This window comes from Lentilactobacillus sunkii DSM 19904 (genome assembly GCF_001435575.1).
Taxonomy (GTDB): domain Bacteria; phylum Bacillota; class Bacilli; order Lactobacillales; family Lactobacillaceae; genus Lentilactobacillus; species Lentilactobacillus sunkii.
On the sequence record NZ_AZEA01000015.1, the window covers coordinates 40,685 to 56,993 of the forward strand.

The 16,309-nt window shown below is 43.5% G+C and carries 18 protein-coding genes; 7 read left to right on the forward strand and 11 right to left on the reverse strand.

Annotation, left to right across the window (positions count from 1 at the left end):
• Positions 1-3: 3 nt before the first annotated feature.
• The 5 genes from argJ to FD17_RS09025 form a co-directional block, all read right to left on the reverse strand.
• Complete coding sequence (argJ, locus tag FD17_RS09005) at positions 4-1,212, reverse strand: bifunctional glutamate N-acetyltransferase/amino-acid acetyltransferase ArgJ (RefSeq protein ID WP_057825778.1); 1,209 nt, start codon at positions 1,210-1,212, stop codon at positions 4-6.
• A gap of 17 nt (positions 1,213-1,229) precedes the next feature.
• Entirely contained in the window at positions 1,230-2,258 is a 1,029-nt protein-coding gene (gene argC / locus FD17_RS09010) for an N-acetyl-gamma-glutamyl-phosphate reductase (protein ID WP_057825780.1), read from the reverse strand.
• A 160-nt stretch (positions 2,259-2,418) separates the two neighbouring features.
• Positions 2,419-2,970: a hypothetical protein gene (locus FD17_RS09015; protein ID WP_057825782.1), complete on the reverse strand. Its 552-nt coding sequence runs from the start codon at positions 2,968-2,970 to the stop codon at positions 2,419-2,421.
• 43 nt (positions 2,971-3,013) lie between these two features.
• A complete protein-coding gene (locus FD17_RS09020; RefSeq protein ID WP_057825784.1) occupies positions 3,014-4,336 on the reverse strand; it encodes an O-acetylhomoserine aminocarboxypropyltransferase/cysteine synthase family protein in 1,323 nt (440 codons plus the stop codon).
• Entirely contained in the window at positions 4,333-5,208 is an 876-nt protein-coding gene (locus FD17_RS09025) for a homoserine O-acetyltransferase/O-succinyltransferase family protein (protein WP_057825786.1), read from the reverse strand. Before FD17_RS09025 ends, FD17_RS09020 begins: the two co-directional genes overlap by 4 nt.
• A 491-nt stretch (positions 5,209-5,699) precedes the next feature.
• Between FD17_RS09025 and FD17_RS09030 the strand changes: the two genes are divergently transcribed.
• The 4 genes from FD17_RS09030 (at position 5,700) to FD17_RS09045 (ending at position 9,440) form a co-directional block, all read left to right on the forward strand.
• Complete coding sequence (locus tag FD17_RS09030) at positions 5,700-6,482, forward strand: threonine/serine exporter family protein (protein WP_057825788.1); 783 nt, start codon at positions 5,700-5,702, stop codon at positions 6,480-6,482.
• The gene (locus tag FD17_RS09035; protein ID WP_057825790.1) at positions 6,479-6,937 is read left to right on the forward strand and encodes a threonine/serine exporter family protein; all 459 of its coding nucleotides are present in this window, start codon (positions 6,479-6,481) and stop codon (positions 6,935-6,937) included. Before FD17_RS09030 ends, FD17_RS09035 begins: the two co-directional genes overlap by 4 nt.
• A gap of 399 nt (positions 6,938-7,336) precedes the next feature.
• A complete protein-coding gene (locus tag FD17_RS09040; RefSeq protein WP_057825792.1) occupies positions 7,337-8,695 on the forward strand; it encodes an FAD-dependent oxidoreductase in 1,359 nt (452 codons plus the stop codon).
• Between the two features lie 103 nt (positions 8,696-8,798).
• On the forward strand, positions 8,799-9,440 hold the full coding sequence (locus FD17_RS09045) for an NAD(P)H-binding protein (protein WP_057825794.1): 642 nt from the start codon (positions 8,799-8,801) through the stop codon (positions 9,438-9,440).
• Between the two features lie 79 nt (positions 9,441-9,519).
• On the opposite strand, the gene ahpC is transcribed toward FD17_RS09045, so the two are convergent.
• The 4 genes from ahpC to FD17_RS09065 all read right to left on the reverse strand — a co-directional run bounded on the left by ahpC (position 9,520) and on the right by FD17_RS09065 (position 11,537).
• Positions 9,520-10,083: an alkyl hydroperoxide reductase subunit C gene (gene ahpC / locus FD17_RS09050; protein ID WP_057825796.1), complete on the reverse strand. Its 564-nt coding sequence runs from the start codon at positions 10,081-10,083 to the stop codon at positions 9,520-9,522.
• A gap of 204 nt (positions 10,084-10,287) precedes the next feature.
• The gene (locus FD17_RS09055) at positions 10,288-10,728 is read right to left on the reverse strand and encodes a hypothetical protein (protein ID WP_156653614.1); all 441 of its coding nucleotides are present in this window, start codon (positions 10,726-10,728) and stop codon (positions 10,288-10,290) included.
• Between the two features lie 72 nt (positions 10,729-10,800).
• Positions 10,801-11,118: a carboxymuconolactone decarboxylase family protein gene (locus FD17_RS09060; RefSeq protein ID WP_057825800.1), complete on the reverse strand. Its 318-nt coding sequence runs from the start codon at positions 11,116-11,118 to the stop codon at positions 10,801-10,803.
• Positions 11,119-11,120: 2 nt separating this feature from the next.
• Entirely contained in the window at positions 11,121-11,537 is a 417-nt protein-coding gene (locus FD17_RS09065) for a cupin domain-containing protein (RefSeq protein ID WP_057825802.1), read from the reverse strand.
• 97 nt (positions 11,538-11,634) lie between these two features.
• On the opposite strand from FD17_RS09065, the gene FD17_RS09070 reads away from it, so the two are divergent.
• Positions 11,635-12,072, forward strand: a complete 438-nt coding sequence (locus tag FD17_RS09070) for a MerR family transcriptional regulator (protein WP_057825804.1) — start codon at positions 11,635-11,637, stop codon at positions 12,070-12,072.
• A 50-nt stretch (positions 12,073-12,122) separates the two neighbouring features.
• Here FD17_RS09070 and FD17_RS09075 read toward each other — a convergent pair whose 3' ends face one another.
• Together FD17_RS09075 and FD17_RS09080 are read right to left on the reverse strand one after the other, a co-directional pair.
• The gene (locus tag FD17_RS09075) at positions 12,123-13,307 is read right to left on the reverse strand and encodes an SAM-dependent methyltransferase (protein ID WP_057825806.1); all 1,185 of its coding nucleotides are present in this window, start codon (positions 13,305-13,307) and stop codon (positions 12,123-12,125) included.
• An 89-nt stretch (positions 13,308-13,396) separates the two neighbouring features.
• Positions 13,397-13,837: a MerR family transcriptional regulator gene (locus FD17_RS09080; RefSeq protein WP_235803201.1), complete on the reverse strand. Its 441-nt coding sequence runs from the start codon at positions 13,835-13,837 to the stop codon at positions 13,397-13,399.
• A gap of 230 nt (positions 13,838-14,067) precedes the next feature.
• Between FD17_RS09080 and FD17_RS09085 the strand changes: the two genes are divergently transcribed.
• Both FD17_RS09085 and FD17_RS09090 read left to right on the forward strand, forming a co-directional pair.
• Complete coding sequence (locus FD17_RS09085; RefSeq protein ID WP_057825810.1) at positions 14,068-15,540, forward strand: MDR family MFS transporter; 1,473 nt, start codon at positions 14,068-14,070, stop codon at positions 15,538-15,540.
• The gene (locus FD17_RS09090; RefSeq protein WP_057825812.1) at positions 15,540-16,256 is read left to right on the forward strand and encodes a DUF4811 domain-containing protein; all 717 of its coding nucleotides are present in this window, start codon (positions 15,540-15,542) and stop codon (positions 16,254-16,256) included. The genes FD17_RS09085 and FD17_RS09090 overlap by 1 nt, the downstream gene beginning before the upstream one ends.
• Positions 16,257-16,309 lie beyond the last annotated feature (53 nt).

Below are 16,309 nucleotides of genomic sequence, written 5' to 3' on the forward strand. Positions count from 1 at the left end.
CTCCTAGCTTCGATATGAAGCGTTAATTTGAACGTATTTATAAGTCAAATCGCATCCCCAGGCAGTTCCGGTCGCTTTGCCTGCATTTAAATCCACATCGATTGTGACTTTCTTTTGTTTAAGGGTTTTTGTCACTTCGTCATCGTCAATGCCTGTTCCCAAGCTGTTTTTGACTAACTGAAGACCATTGATTGAAACGCTGACACCATTCAAGTCAACATGGGCGGTTGTCTGACCGATCGCCTGCATGATTCTGCCCCAGTTGCCGTCCTCACCAAATATCATTGCCTTAACAAGATTGGACCCGACAATTGCCTTGGCAACCTGCTGGCCTTCCAAATGGCTGTATGCGCCTGCCACGTTGACTTCAACCAGCTTGGAGGCCCCTTCACCGTCCCCGGCAATCTCTTGTGCCAAGTGGGTTAAAACCTTCTTGAAAGCCGAAACAAAAGTTGAGTAGTCGGCCGTGCCTTCTTCAAGCGGTTCATTTTCAGCCGCCCCATTGGCCATGACAACAACCATGTCATTGGTTGAAGTATCACCGTCAACCGTGATTTGATTAAAGGTCTCATCAACCGTTGTGCTTAAAAGATGTTGCAAATCTGCGCCAGCAATCGCAGCATCGGTTGTGACAAATCCCAGCATGGTAGCCATATTCGGATGAATCATGCCAGAGCCCTTGCAAAAACCAGTTGTTGTAATTTCCTTGCCATCTACCATACATTTCACGGTAATGGTTTTTGGATGAGTATCGGTTGTCAAAATTGCTTTGGTCAAGCCAACATTGTGGGTTAATTTAAGTTGTGAAATACCATCCTTGATTTTAGCCATTGGCAGCGGTTCGCCGATGACACCGGTTGAAGCAATTCCCACTTCACTGGCGTCAATTTTCAAACGATCGGCTGCCATCTTTTGCATCAGCAGGGCATCGGTTTCACCCTGTTCGCCATTACAAGAATTGGCATTTCCACTGTTCATGACCACGGCCTGTAACTGATGAGCCACGTTGATGGTCAGCTTGGTCAATTTAGTTGGGGCTGCCTGAAATTGGTTGGTCGTGTATACTCCGGCCGCATCTGCCGGGGTTTCGGAATAGATCCAGCCCATATCATCTTGATCAGGCTTTAATCCGGCATGGGTTGAGTCAGCATAAAAGCCCTTCGGCCAGGTAAACTTACTTACTTCAATTGAATCTTCACTTGTCATCTGCATCGCAATCTCTCCTTGTTTTATGGCAGGAACGTCTGAAGTTCCAGTCCACTGGTTTCTTGATAATCAAACATTTGGTTAAAGTTTTGAACGGCTTGTCCGGCCGCTCCTTTTAATAAATTGTCAATGACACTGTCTGCCATCACTGTGCCGGTTACCGGGTTGTAGACAACGCCGATATTGCAATTATTGGTTCCAACAACCTGCTTGATGTCAGGTAAATGCTCACCGGTGTAATTGACGAATGGTTTGCCTTCATATGTCTGCTTGTATGCCCGATCGATTTGTTTGGCATCCACACCTGGTTCAACTTTTGCATAGATCGTACTCATGATGCCTCGAGTAATCGGAATCAACGTTGTCATAAATTGAATAGCTTTTACGTGATCGTTCCAATGTTGCAACTCCAACATGATTTCTGGAATATGCTGATGTTGGTTGGGCTTATATATTTGCAAATTGTCATTGGCTTGAGTGAAATGGGTTGATTGAGCCGGATTCTTACCGGCGCCGGACGTCCCTGACTTTGCATCAACAATGATCGTATCGGGATCAATCAAATCAGCTTGAACCAACGGTGCCAGGCCAAGCAATGTTGCAGTCGCATAACAGCCGGGATTGGCAACATACTTTTGCTCATGGGCGGATTCAAAATCTGCCAGACCATAATGAGCGGAATTAAGTGCCTGTTTGGAAGCAGACGGCTTGTGGTACCAGCGTTCATACTCGGCTTCATCGTTAAGCCGCAAATCCCCAGACAAATCAATCACCGGAAAGTCGGCTTCGATGTATGGCCGGCTAAGTTTTGAAGTAACCCCCGCTGAGGTTGCGAAGAACACCAGCTGATTATCTGCCATGATTGAATCTGGAGAATATGGCTGAACAAATGTCTCATCTGTATAAAAGGCAGGTACCATTTCTGAAAGTTTCTCATTCTTCGTTAGCTTGTGGTCATACAAGTTAATGCCATCCACTTCTGGGTGCTGGCGAAGAAGCTGGTACAACACCATTCCCGCATATCCTGTTATTCCAACAACTGCAACTTGCAAATAAATCGCCTCACATTTTTTAAATATTCAATTAGAAGAATATTAATGAATGAAAACATCTTACAACGATATACAATAAAATGCAACGTTTTTTAGGTATTATTCATTATTTTATTTTGCTTTCAATATTTATTCACAATTAAGGCCATAAACATGTATATTAGCCTATGAAATGAAATTTATTCACCCTTTTATTCATGCAAAAATACTTGCTTTCATTGATATAAATATACATGGTGGGATTTTGACTGTCGCCGTTTTTCAGTTTCCCGTCTCCGCCTGCTGTAGTGGCTTGGATTTCGAGCCTGTAGTCTCGAAATACCAAGATGCTGTAATCATGGCTTTCAGCCGTTTCAACAGCATCGATACTACTGCTGGCAATGCCTGCAAACTGAAAAACGGCTACTTTGAGATCTTCTAACTTGCAATAGTCGTTGACCATCCAAGTGAATTGACGTCTGTCAGAGATATTGCTGCCCGATTTTGCCGGCTTGGCGTTGCCAGCCATAGTGAAAGTATCGTTGATGCCGATGAAATCGGTGATTACGATACCTTTGCATTTCAAGACTACAGGCTTGAAATCAAAGCCACTATGGCAGGCAGAGCCAAGCCGGCAAAATCCACCACGAATTGGCAGCCAATGAAAACCACTACAGCAGGTGGAGCCAGCAAACTCAGGCACAGCAGCAACGCAAAAAAGGATTAACCGCAAAACGCAGTTAATCCTTCTATATAAATACATATTTCATTATGCGTTAAGGCTTGGGTGCAACAACGGTTTCTTCGACAGTGTCTGGAATCTTTTCAAGTGCCTGACTCAGGTCTGCAATTAGGTCGTCGGCATTTTCAACCCCGACTGAAACCCGGATCAAATCTGGGGTAATCCCGGCTTCACGTAATTCTTCTTCATTCAATTGGGCATGGGTTGTTGATGCCGGATGAATGATCAGTGATTTGGCATCAGCCACATTCGCCAGTAATGAGAACAACTTGAGGTTTTGAATCAGCTGTTTGCCGGCCTTTTCGCCACCCTTTAAACCGAGTGTAAAGATTGAACCGACACCCTTTGGGAAATACTTCTCTGCCAAATCATGATATTTGCTGTCTTCAAGTCCTGGATAGTTGATCCAAGCAACTTTTGGATGATTGTGGAGGAATTTAACGATCTTTTGGGTATTTTCAACGTGACGTTCCACTCGTAGTGACAATGACTCAAGTCCTTGAAGCAACAGGAATGAATTAAATGGACTGATGGTTGCCCCCAAGTCACGTAATGACTCTGCCCGGACTTTGGTGGTAAAGGCCCCTCCCCCGAGGTCTGCAAATACCAATCCGTTATATTGGGCATTTGGCTCGGTAAAGCCTGGATATCGGCCGCTTGCTTTCCAATCAAACTTGCCATTTTCAACAATCACGCCGCCCATTGTTGTGCCGTGGCCGCCAATAAACTTGGTAGCGGAATGAACGACAACGTCAGCTCCATGATCCAATGGCCGAACCAGATATGGTGTGCCAAAGGTATTGTCAACAATCAAAATGATCCCGTGCTTATGCGCAATTTTTGCGACTGCCTCAAAATCAATCAGGTTGATTCCGGGATTACCGATACTTTCAATGTAAAGCGCTTTGGTATGCTCGTTGATTGGTGCTTCAAAATTGGCTGGATCGTCGGGATCAACGAAGTGAGTCTTGATCCCTAATTTTGGTAAGGTAACATTGAATAAGTTGAAAGTTCCACCATATAATGTGCTGGCAGAAACAATTTCATCCCCTTTAGCAGCAACGTTGAGAATCGCTGCGGTAATTGCTGCCGAACCAGTTGCCAGCGTCACCCCGCCGGTTCCGTTTTCCAGCGCAGCCACCCGTTTATCAACGACATCGGTTGTCGGGTTGGTGAGTCGCGTATAAATGTTTCCGGGATCAGTTAGGCCAAAACGCCCAGCTGCCTGTTCTGGATTGTCGAACACGTATGAAGTGGTTTGGTAAATCGGCACTGCTCTTGAACCTGTTTCATCTACGGTTTGTCCTGCGTGTACTTGAAGTGTTTCAAAGCGTAAGTTGTTGTTTTCTTCTGTCATATTGATAACCCTACTTTCTTTTTTTCGATAATTTTTGTCCAATTGTCATAAATCTGAATACTGCTGCTCTTCCATGAATAATCAACGGTTCCGGAATCCTGGTCGATAAAATAATTCCGAGGTAATCTGATGGGCATCTGTTCGTACAGGTCCCGGTAGTATTCCAGTGCCAACGTGCCCTCGGAATACTCGGGGTGACCTGTGATGTACGTGCTGTGACGCTTTGCCGACGATAAGATGATTGGGCCGGTTTCAACTGATGATACGTCTACCAACAAGTCGGCCGGCAAATCATCCTCGTCGAGAACAATGCTAGTATGCCTGGATTGGGGCATTCTGAGTTGTTCCGGTCCAACGAAGCCTTGAGCAATTTCAGACGCCGGATTAATTTTATCAGCTGGAAAAATACCAAATAGTTTACTGATCAACTGGTGTTTTCTGATACCAAAGTCATGGAACAAGCACGCTTGAGCAGCCCAACACTCGTACAAACATTCTGTACAGTGCGTGCGTGCCCAATCAATAATCGTTTCAATTTCGTTCCAGTAGTCAACTTGATTGAAAGGCAGGGTTTCCACTGGTGCACCGGTGACGATCAAGCCATCATAATGAAAGTCCCTAATTTGATCCAAACAGACATAATCCCGCTCGATATCTTCTCTCGACGTTCCTCGGAAATGATGGGACTGCGGATACATAAACGTGAGTTCGGCGTCGGTGGAAATCTCACTGAATCGTGTTAAGAATTGCTGTTCTGTGTTCTCCCGGGTTGGCATCAAATTCAACACCAAGATTGATAAAGGATTGGTTACTTCGTGGTGGTTCCACTTTTGTTCTGCGTTCAAAAATCCGTTTAATGCATTTGCCGTCATCCAAATCATCTCCTTAAATAAAATAAAAAAGCTTTCGTCCACGTAGTTATATAACTACGGGACGAAAGCTTCGCGATGCCACCCTGATTTATCGTTACCTCACAATAACGACCTTGATAAGTACGACAGATTTCTGTATCGAAAATATCCACTATTTGGTGGATACGTGCTTGAAGATGATGTTCTTCGTCGCACTCTGTTTATACTCGGCCATATATCGGTAGCAACCGGACACCCTAGCCTTTCGACCGGATACCTGACTCAGAGCTCATCTTCACGCCGCTGCAAACCGCTTCTCTCACCAAACGAAGCTCTCTTTAGGAATACATTAACGCTACTCTTCTCTTCAATGTCTAATTTGTTTTTAATAATTGATGTAACTTTATCATCTTGATTTACCATTGTCAACCAACTTTTTGAAAATATTTTTGCGAATATTAAAATAATATGAGTTTATAATAGGCAACATAGACTAAATGAGGGGTGGAACTATGGATCAATCAATATCAGAAGACGAGTTAATCGCCGTCTGCGGAAAAGTCGGCAGAATCCTTCTCACGAGTGGTGCCGAAACTTCGCGCGTGGAAGGAACCGTTGAGTACATTGGCCGCGCAGCTCACTATGACATCACCTGCCATGCGACAATCACCGCTCTGTTCGTGGGTGTCAACAATCAGACCAGAACCCACTTGGTGAAAGTTCGCTTGGGCGATTTCAATTTGGAAAAAGTTGATGAAATTAATACAATGTCTCGAAAGTTTGTCACCGGCAAAATTGATTTTAACGAACTCAAAAAGACAATCAACCAAATTGACAAAAAAGTAATTGATTTCACCTGGCCGGAAAAAATCTTTGGTGCTGCATTGGTTTCCGTTGCCCCCATGCTGCTGTTCAAAGCAACCTGGTCTGACTTGGGGCTGGCATTTTTTGTTGGAATTTTCGGCTATTTGGCTGCCGCACTATCAAGTCCACGGATTAAAACACCCTACGTTTCACCCGGTTTAGGTGGATTCGTGGTTGGCTTTTTGGCTGCTTTTCTTCAGTCGATGGGAATTGCTACCAATGCTGGAAATATCATTGTCAGTGCCTTGATGCCCCTTGTGCCCGGAGTTGCCATTACCAATTCATTTAGGGAAATTATTGATCGAAATACGATTTCCGGGGTTGTCCGTGCCGTTGATGCACTCATTATCGCAGGTTCCATCGGTGCTGGTGTTGTGATTGGAGCTTCACTGTCCGGAATTATTTTCCATCTGATCGGAGGTGCCTTATGAAAATTCTCATTGAGCTGATTGTCAGTTTTCTGTCAACCGTGGGCTTCGGCTTGGTCACCAACGTGCCGAGGCGCTCATTACTGCCTGCGGGAATTACCGGATCGCTTGCCTGGGTTGCCTATTATTTGGTTCTCCAAGTCGATAACGGTCTGATCCTTCCAAACTTCACGGCAGCCATCGTGATTGGCATTTTGGGGAATATTTCTGCCATGCTGTTTCGGGTCCCTGTCAACATCATTTATGTCCCAAGCCTGGTCTCACTGGTTCCCGGTGGTATTTTGTACCTCGGCATGCGCAGTTTCACCCTTGGAAATGAAATGCGAACCGGTCAATATATGTTTAACGCTTTAACAATCGCGATCGCCTTGGCAGTCGGGTTCGTTGTGGCCGAGGTCATCTTTTATCGCATAAAGCCCATATTGATAAACGCTTTGGAAAAGAAAAGTGAAAACTAGGAGGCCTTTTGTTTGAATACTGAGCAGAAGGTTTGAAAGACTTTGCTTACTTTATCGAAAAAAGATACTGGCACTCAAATATTTACTCAAATAATGGTGCTTGAGTCCTGAAATTTTCAGGACTTTTTTTATTGGAAATTTGCCTGAACATGATAACGCTTTCGGAATAATCATTCTAAATAGAATTTTATAAAATCAAACGCCGGTTGTATTTTACCGAGTTTAACAATTCCCTAAGTTTCTTGATTTTAGTGAAACATATAAGTTATTCGGAATAAGCACCAAAGTATATATTGTAATCATTCTAAACTATTCAACATTTATACTCATTAATATGTTACGCTATATTTAACAAGTGAATGACTTGTTCACAATTCGCAAAGAAAGGTGGAATTACTGATGAAAGTAATCGTTGTTGGTTCGTCTCATGGTGGTTTTGAAACCGTTCGAGGAATATTAGCTGAGAAGCCCGATACTGAAATCCAATGGTATGAAAAAGGTGACTTTGTTTCATTCCTGTCTTGTGGGATGCAGCTTTATCTTGAAGGGGTCGTCAAAGACGTTAATTCCGTTCGTTATGCAACCGCAAAGGGCATGCGTGCCAAGGGAGTGAATGTCTTCGTCCACCAGGAAGTCACATCAATTGATCCAAAAGCCCATACTGTCGTGGTCCACAATCTCGATGATGATTCAACCCGTGAAGAAAAATATGACAAGTTGGTTCTGTCGGCCGGTGCTGTTCCAGCCAGTATTCCTGTTCCTGGTAACGATTTAGCAAACATCTATGCAATGCGAGGACGTGACTGGGCGATCAAACTAAAAGCCAAGACAGTTGATCCCGATGTTCAAAATGTGACGGTCATTGGTGCCGGATATATTGGGATTGAAGCAGCCGAAGTCTTCTCAAAGGCCGGCAAACACGTCACCCTGATTGATATTCTTCCTCGCCCACTGGCTCTGTATCTTGACCAGGAATTCACCGATGTCTTATCCAAGACTTTGACCGACCACAATATCTACCTGGCAACCGGCCAAACAGTCAAAGAATTTAATGGCGAAAACGGCAAAGTCCAAAGTGTTAAAACGGACCAGGCTGAATACCCAAGCGATCTGGTTGTCGAGACTGCCGGCATTAAGCCAAACACCAGCTGGCTCAAAGATACCCTTGATTTAAACAATAAGGGACTGGTTAAAGTCAATGATCATTTGGAAACCAGTCAACCCGACATTTACGCGGTTGGTGACAGCACTAAGGTACCATTTGCCCCTACCGGTAAAAAGCTACAGATTGCCTTAGCTACCAACGCCCGTCGTCAAGGTCGAATTGCTGCCAAGAATCTCCTTGGTCACGACATGAAGATGCCGGCCGTTTCCGGTTCATCCGCCCTGTCAGTCTTTGATTACCACTTTGCATCAACTGGAATCAAAGAAGGTACTTCAGAAGCCAATGGTGTCAAGAGCCAATCAGTCTTTGTGACTGACACCACTCAACCACCATTTGTACCTGACGAAGCAGGCAATGAAGAAGTTTACTTCAAACTGACTTTTGATCCGGAAAATCACAGGATCTTGGGTGCTCAAATCATGTCAAAACGAGATGTTACTGCGAATATGAACGCAATCAGTTTGGCAATTCAAGGCAGCATGACGTTGGATGATTTGGCTTATGCCGATTTCTTCTTCCAACCAGGATTCGACCGTCCATGGAACGTCATTAACGTCGCAGCTCAAAAAGCATTACAGGACTTGTCAAAATAAATAATTAGCTGAATTCCTCTGAAAAAAGATTGCTCAAAGTTACTCAAGCTCAAATTTGCGGTATAGTGAAGATGTAGCTAAATCTTTTTTGGGAGGAATTCTTTTGAAAACTGTATTAATTCTTGGTGCTGCCGGACAAATTTCCAGTTTCTTAATTCCCCAGCTCTTAAAACAAACTGATTTTAATTTAAAACTGTACGCTCGGAACGCAAGCAACCGAATTAAAGTGACCGATCCAAAACGGGAAACCGTGATCGATGGCGATTTCAACGACAAAGACACGTTAAACAAGGCAATGGATGGTGTTGATGCCGTTTATCTCAACGAAATGCGCGACATCACCTCCGTTAATAACATCATTGAAGCAATGGACGCCAACCACGTTCGTCAATTCATCGGTGCCACAGTCTTGGGCATCGAAGACGAAGTTAAGGGTGCCTTTGGCCAATGGAATACCAGCATGATCGAAAGCTCGATTACCAAACGAAAAGTAACCGCAAAAGCGATTAAAGATTCTGATTTGACTTATACGTTGTTGCGTCTGGCATGGCTGTATGACAAAGACGGCAATACCAATTACGAGTTGACTCAAAGCGGTGAACCATTTGGCGGAACAGAAGTAACCCGTCAGGCGGTTGCCCAACTCATCGTTGATATTTTGAATGATGATTCACGCAAGTATGCGCGCAAGAGTCTTGGTGTCAACGAACCAAACACCAATTTCGATAAACCATCATTTTATTAATCTCCATGACAAATAGGATTCAACAACCGATCGGCTGCTGAATCCTATTTTGTTGACCATATTTGAATTTGTTAATTAACTAAATTTTGCCAACCAATTTAGTGCCTGGTTTAAGTGTCTTTTCTCCCGGCTTCCAATTAGCTGGGCAGACTTGATCACCATGTTCAGCCACAAACTGAGCAGCTTCCAACGTCCGCAATACTTCTTTGGCGTTTCGGCCGATGCCCATATCATTAATCGTGTATGAACGGACTTTGCCTTCAGGGTCAATGATGAACACCCCACGATAGGCTTGACCGGCATCTTCATCCAAGACTTCGAAGAAACGGGCAAGCTTGCCGGCAGGATCAGCAATCATTGGATATTCAACCTTACCAACTTCCTCGCTCTGCTCATGCCATGCCTGGTGAACGAATTCTGTATCTTCAGAAACCGAATAGATTTCAGCACCGGCTTTTTTGAAATCTTCATAATTATCGGCCAAGTCGCCCAATTCGGTTGGACAAACAAATGAAAAGTCAGCCGGATAGAAGAAAACAATTGACCAATGCCCCAATAGGTCCTTCTTGGTAATCTGCTTAACATCCCCATCTTGAAATGCATTTACCTTAAAATCGTCAATTTCTTTACCAATGAAATTCATATTCGTATCCTCCTATGTCAGTCATTTACTACCTGACTCCAGTGTACGATATTCTTAGAACGTTTTCAATAATGATTCTAAACTAGAACTAATTTAAATATTATGAATCCCACTCTATCAACTTTATTGCATACCATGGCTTCATGAATTTAATAAGTCTATTTACAAATAAAGCAGCCGGAAATTGTTCCGACTGCTTGTTGATTAATATTTGTAAAACACACCATTACCATCTGACCGACCATTAACTTGTTTGAAATAGATCTTGTGATGGCTATAAACTTTGGCTAAGAAGTGAATTTTTAATCCACCAGCAGGGGCGTTATTGTACTCACGACCCACAATACTATACACATGCTTACCGAGATATCTGTAATGGAGCTTGTTGGAATAGTTTGGATCCTGCGGTGGAAACTTGGGTGAATTGGTTAATGCATGCTTGGTGATGTGCAAATGTGCCCGCCCGGTTACTCCTGATAGTCTGGCCACTTTGGTCCGCCACTTACCGCGAAGAATTTTTGGTGTTCCCTGATGCCAAGTTGCAGCAGAGGTGTTGTTCACGGCTCCCGCCATCACAAACAGTGCAACGGCTGCGAAAACCGCCACCAACACCCCTTTGATCATTTGGTTCAAATTACGTCTCAATATGTTCACGTTCCTCTCATCGTTGATAACTAAATTATAGCCTTTCGAGAAACGAACAGCTCAACAAATTTATTAATCAAAAATCTTTTTTGCGATGCCAAATGCCGACCAAGCTTTTGGCCAGCCTGCATAAAATGCTAAATGAGTGATGATTTCAACCATCTCATCCTTGGTTACACCATTTGCCTTGGCAATCTTCATATGCGCCTCCAACTGCGGGAACAGCCCTTGAGACATCAGGCTTGCGCAGGTAATCATACTGCGGTCCCGTGCGGATAATTGTGATTCTCTTGACCAAACTTCCCCAAACAAAACATCATCATTTAATTCAGCAAATTTCGGCGCAAAATCTCCCAATGCATCCCGACCTGCTGTTTGTTTTTTTGTCATAATTACTTAACCTCCAATTTGTCATATTTTTCATCTGAAACAGGTTCCAGCCATTCTGGGGTCCCAGCCGTAATCGCAATGTGTGAAAACCAACTGTCTTTGGTTGCGCCATGCCAGTGCTTGACGCCATCATGGGTCACCACAACGTCACCGGGAACCAAATGTTGCGCCGGCTTCCCAGCTTCTTGATACCAGCCTTCACCACCAGTCACCAATAAAATTTGGTAGCCGTCATGGTGAATGTGCCAGTTATTGCGACAGCCGGGCTCAAAGGTCACATTGCCAACACCCACGTTCACTTCAGGATCATTAACCAATCCCTGCAGATAGCTTTGACCAACAAAATATTTTGCATATGCGTCATTTTTCGGACCAGCGGGAAAAATAACCCCGTCCTTGATACTTTCATTTTTTGCCATTAAATCCTCCTTGATTTGCAAGATTCGGTTTACAAGGAGTAGACTACAACTTAAAGTGAACTTTAAGTCAACTGTTTTTGATACTGGAGGAATTTATATGCCCACAACAACCAAAGAACCCACTTACGAAATCGGCCAATTTGCCGGGATCGTCGGCCTTTCTGCACCAACCATCCGTTATTACGAAAATCAGGGCCTGCTCAAAGCCCGCCGAACTGCCAATGGCCGAAGGTACTTCACCGAACAGGACATTAAATGGGTCAAATTCCTGCTCCACCTCAAAGGAACCGGAATGAGCATCAACGACCTGAAGAAATATGTGACATGGCGAGCTGAAGGTGATTCAACCATTCCGTATCGCCTTGATTTGCTCAAACAAACCAAAGCGGATTTCATGGAAGAATATCGCCAGGTCCAACATCACTTACAAATTCTAAACGACAAAATTGACTGGTATGAAGCTAAAGAATCCGGTAAAGATACCGGCAAGGAACCATTTGCAGATTATCTTAAACAAGTCGGTCATGAAGAATAAAAAAAGGGAAATGCAAAATTGCGTTTCCCTTTCGTGCTTTTATCAAAGGTTTATTCACCCTTTGCCTGATAGACGTATTGCCGGGTCATCGGCAGACCAGTTCCACTTGGAGAATTGGTCAGCAAATACTGCATCACGTCAATGTTTCCAGCTTCAAATGAAGCTGCACATGCTTGGAGATACATGCCCCACATTCTGGAGAATGGCACGCCATACTTTTCTTTCACTTGGTCAATCACCTTGGTGTAGTTATCATACCAAATTTCCAAAGTCTTTTGATAATGACGGCGCAACGGCTCCAAGTCACTGATCTGCATCCCGGCATCCATGATGTGGGTCAGGTTTTCAGCAACGTTTGGAATATATCCGCCATGGAAAATATACTTATTCAAGAACGGGTCCACTCCGGCACCCTCATGTTGACCAGTGATTCCGTGAATCAATGCGCGGCCCTCAGGCTTCAAGAAATCATGAACCTTTTGGAAATACAGGCCAAGATTTTCCTTCCCAACATGTTCAAACATGCCGACAGAGGTTACATAATTGAATTGCCCTTTAACTTCTCGATAATCTTCGAGTAAGATATCAACCTTACCTTCAAGATGGCGGGCTTTGATTTGGTCCTTAGTGTAGTCATATTGTTCCTGGCTCAGTGTAATCCCGGTGGCTTTTAGACCAAAGTCTTCGGCAGCCATGAACAACAAAGTTCCCCAGCCGCTTCCAATATCAAGCAGTGAATTGCCGGCAACCGGCTTGAGCTTATGTAGAATATGACGATCCTTGTTAATTTGAGCTTGTTCCAACGTATCGTCGTCATGCTCAAAGTAGGCACATGAATAAGTCATACTCTTGTCAAGCCACATTTTGTAAAAGTCGTTTCCGATATCGTAATGCTTTTGAATATCATTTTCACTGGCTTTTTCCGAATGGGAGATTTTTGGCAGATGTTTTAAAAATGGGTTGTTTGTTAAGAAACTGTGATCGGCTCTGAATGCAGAGGTCACCAATTTCTGGATGCTGCCTTCAATGTCAATATCGCCATTCATGTAGGCTTCAGCCAATACTAAAGTTGGTTTGGAGGTTAGGTACTTTAATGGAATCTCTTTTTTGATATCAATTTTAACTTGCGGTTCGCCATCGCCATAATTGTCGGTCTTACCGTCCCAGTATGTCACTGATACAGGAATATCAAAGGCGTGGCTAAGCAGCTCTTTATAAGTGATCTTCTCTAACATAAATTCTCCTCCATCATTTTTCTAATATAAACAGTGTAACGCTTATAGGGGTCTAAAATGCAAGCAGAAAGTTGTCTAATTAATCAAAATTATTTTTTAACCGGGACAATCTTGAACTTGGTCCCATCTTTTTGGACAACTGCGTAGAGAATTGAATCTTGATTATCGTTTAAATACCCTAAGTTAACTGCAGGGTGACCATCAATGGTTGCCATTCCCTGGAAGCGGTCAAACAAAACCTGCTTGACTAATCGTAAATCACGGCTTTTTGAATCCGCCTTCTGGGCAGCAACTGATAAAGTATATCCCTGATCCAATAATAGTTTCATCTGGTAAACCTTCATCAGCATCATATAGGTAAATTTGCGATTTTGCCCTTTTCCCTGGGTACTTTCAATGTATCCCTTCCGCTCCCAGTATCTCAGCTTGGTTTGCGAGACCCCGGTTGCGTTGGCGACATCCCCAATTCCCAGGTGCCAGTCATTATTATTTATAATTTGAGCCAACTTTTGTTGGAACTCTTTATCCAAAATTATCCCTCGTTTCCGGATAAGCAATTCTTGTAATTGCTTCCATTGCCGTGATATCGGCATTTTTATTATTAGATTGTCTGGTACTCGTAAGACATTTATTAACATTAAGTATATATTTTTAAATGTCCTTGTCAAGATACTTGACAATCACGACGAATAATCTTATATTAGTCCATGTTCGATTTTTGAAAGTAAGTAAATTTTATAAATAAAGAAGGTCATAAATCGTGGGTAACGCAGTAGATAAAAATGGAAATTCATATAACCGTGGTTTAATGATTATCGTTATTTTGATCGGAACGTTCTGTACCGTTCTTAACCAAACGATTCTTTCAACCGCATTTCCTACCATTATGAAAGCATTCGATGTCAACACCTCGACTGTTCAGTGGCTGACCACTGGTTTCATGATGGTTAACGGAATTATGATTCCAGTTAGTGCTTGGCTAAGCACAAGATTTGATTCAAAGTGGCTGTATATCAGTGCCATGTCAGTCTTTTTTGCAGGTACGATTGTCTGTTACATCGCACCAAATTTTGGTACCTTATTAGTTGGTCGTCTGATTCAAGCACTGGGTGTTGGTGTAACCATGCCATTGCTTCAGACAATCATGCTGTCAATCTTTCCACCTGCCAAGCGAGGAACCGCAATGGGACTCGCCGGAATTGTTATCGGGCTGGCGCCTGCCATTGGGCCAACCCTTTCAGGATGGGTCATTGATACATGGACATGGCGTGACCTTTTCGGAATGATCATTCCTTTGATGTTCCTGGTTATTTTAGCAAGCTTCTGGCTTGTTAAAAGCGTTTTGGATACCAAGAAGACAAGTATCGATTTACTCTCCGTTGTGATGTCAACAATTGGATTCGGCAGCCTGCTTTACGGCTTCTCATCCGTTGGTGATGACGGCTGGGGCAGTACACTCGTTATTTCAACATTGATTGTCGGGGTTGTCTTCATTGGTTTGTTCATCTGGCGTCAATTAACCATGAAAACCCCATTCTTGGAATTCAGAGTTTATCGATCAGTTCCATTTACCGTATCGGCAATCCTGAGTTCTGTTACCATGATGGCCATGGTCGGAGTAGAAATGGTCATTCCGCTGTACCTTCAGATTGTTAAAGGGATGTCAGCGTTCCAGTCTGGATTAACGTTGTTAGCCGGAGCCTTGATGATGGGAATTATGAGCCCAATTACCGGTCGGGCTGTTGACCGATTTGGTGCTAAACGCCTGTCGATCTTAGGAATGTTCCTGCTGACTTTGGGTTCAATTCCATTTATCTTCATCACCAAAAGCACATCAACACTCTACATTGTTGTTTTCTACGCAATTCGAATGTTTGGAATTTCAATGACAATGATGCCGGCTACCACAGTTGGTATGAATTCTCTGCCAATCAATTTGCTGAGTCACGGAACTGCTGTCAACAACACCCAGCGACAGGTTGCCGCTTCCGTTGGTACCGCGATTCTGATCAGTATTTTGACAAACGTCACCAAGAGCAACCAGCCTGGTAAATCAATGCTGACATCCAACCCATTGGGATATCGTGATCACATGATTAACGCGACATTGAGTGGGTATCACGCCGCATTTGCCATCTCACTGCTCTTCTGTATCCTAGCCCTGATCACCGCCTTCTTCTTGAAGAACCGCGGTCACTCAAGCGACTATACTAAAAATGGAGGTGAAGAGTAATGATCGTTTTAACACTTGTTATCGGAGTTGTTCTCTCATTTGTTTTCTTCATCTACATTTCCAGTAAGCCAGCCAGTTACACGTTAACCGCGCTGTCACTCCTGCTTGCGATTGTCTCACTGGTCTTCATTATCAAAAACGACCATGATCATTACGGCATGAAGCAGGTTACCAAGACCACAACCGAACAAATATACCCAATTGGCAACAAGCAGATGCAGATGATTTTGTATCAACCAATTGGTACTGCCAATAAGCACCAGGTTTATATCTACCAAAAAGCCCAAGATTCCAAGAAAAAGTCTCATACCCAAACCACTGACACGACCAATAAAGTCGTCAAGGTCGATGGAACAACTCACATGGTGACGAACACAACTCGTTGGGAATATACGAGCGATGCCACCAAATTGTGGTTTGGTATCTCAGGTGAAAATCACAAGTTTATCAAAAGACAAAATATTCTTTATGTAAACAAATCAGTCCAGGTTCTCTCCGTTCAGCAAGCCAAAGCCTTAAAGAAAATGATGGCAAGCAAGTCTTACCAGGCAAAGCTTAAGACTCAGGCCAAAGCCTTCATCACTAAGCAAGTGATGACCGCTATGAAGAAGAATCCAACCATGTCGGCTGCTGACCGTGCCAAGGTTATGAAGCAGGCTCAGGCTGATTTCCAAGCACAAGCCGTTAAAAATGCACTTACTCAAATCAAAAAATAATCTGCGTAACCCAATCTAAAACACGGGGCCGGGACATAAGTCCCGCCGATAAA

What these genes read in the sequence shown, in the direction of transcription:
- argJ (WP_057825778.1), bottom strand. Translation starts at nt 1,212, where the DNA reads ATGCAGATGACAAGTGAAGATTCAATTGAAGTAAGTAAGTTTACCTGG.
- FD17_RS09020 (WP_057825784.1), bottom strand. Translation starts at nt 4,336, where the DNA reads ATGACAGAAGAAAACAACAACTTACGCTTTGAAACACTTCAAGTACAC.
- FD17_RS09025 (WP_057825786.1), bottom strand. Translation starts at nt 5,208, where the DNA reads ATGACGGCAAATGCATTAAACGGATTTTTGAACGCAGAACAAAAGTGG.
- FD17_RS09030 (WP_057825788.1), top strand. Translation starts at nt 5,700, where the DNA reads ATGGATCAATCAATATCAGAAGACGAGTTAATCGCCGTCTGCGGAAAA.
- FD17_RS09035 (WP_057825790.1), top strand. Translation starts at nt 6,479, where the DNA reads ATGAAAATTCTCATTGAGCTGATTGTCAGTTTTCTGTCAACCGTGGGC.
- FD17_RS09040 (WP_057825792.1), top strand. Translation starts at nt 7,337, where the DNA reads ATGAAAGTAATCGTTGTTGGTTCGTCTCATGGTGGTTTTGAAACCGTT.
- ahpC (WP_057825796.1), bottom strand. Translation starts at nt 10,083, where the DNA reads ATGAATTTCATTGGTAAAGAAATTGACGATTTTAAGGTAAATGCATTT.
- FD17_RS09060 (WP_057825800.1), bottom strand. Translation starts at nt 11,118, where the DNA reads ATGACAAAAAAACAAACAGCAGGTCGGGATGCATTGGGAGATTTTGCG.
- FD17_RS09065 (WP_057825802.1), bottom strand. Translation starts at nt 11,537, where the DNA reads ATGGCAAAAAATGAAAGTATCAAGGACGGGGTTATTTTTCCCGCTGGT.
- FD17_RS09070 (WP_057825804.1), top strand. Translation starts at nt 11,635, where the DNA reads ATGCCCACAACAACCAAAGAACCCACTTACGAAATCGGCCAATTTGCC.
- FD17_RS09075 (WP_057825806.1), bottom strand. Translation starts at nt 13,307, where the DNA reads ATGTTAGAGAAGATCACTTATAAAGAGCTGCTTAGCCACGCCTTTGAT.
- FD17_RS09090 (WP_057825812.1), top strand. Translation starts at nt 15,540, where the DNA reads ATGATCGTTTTAACACTTGTTATCGGAGTTGTTCTCTCATTTGTTTTC.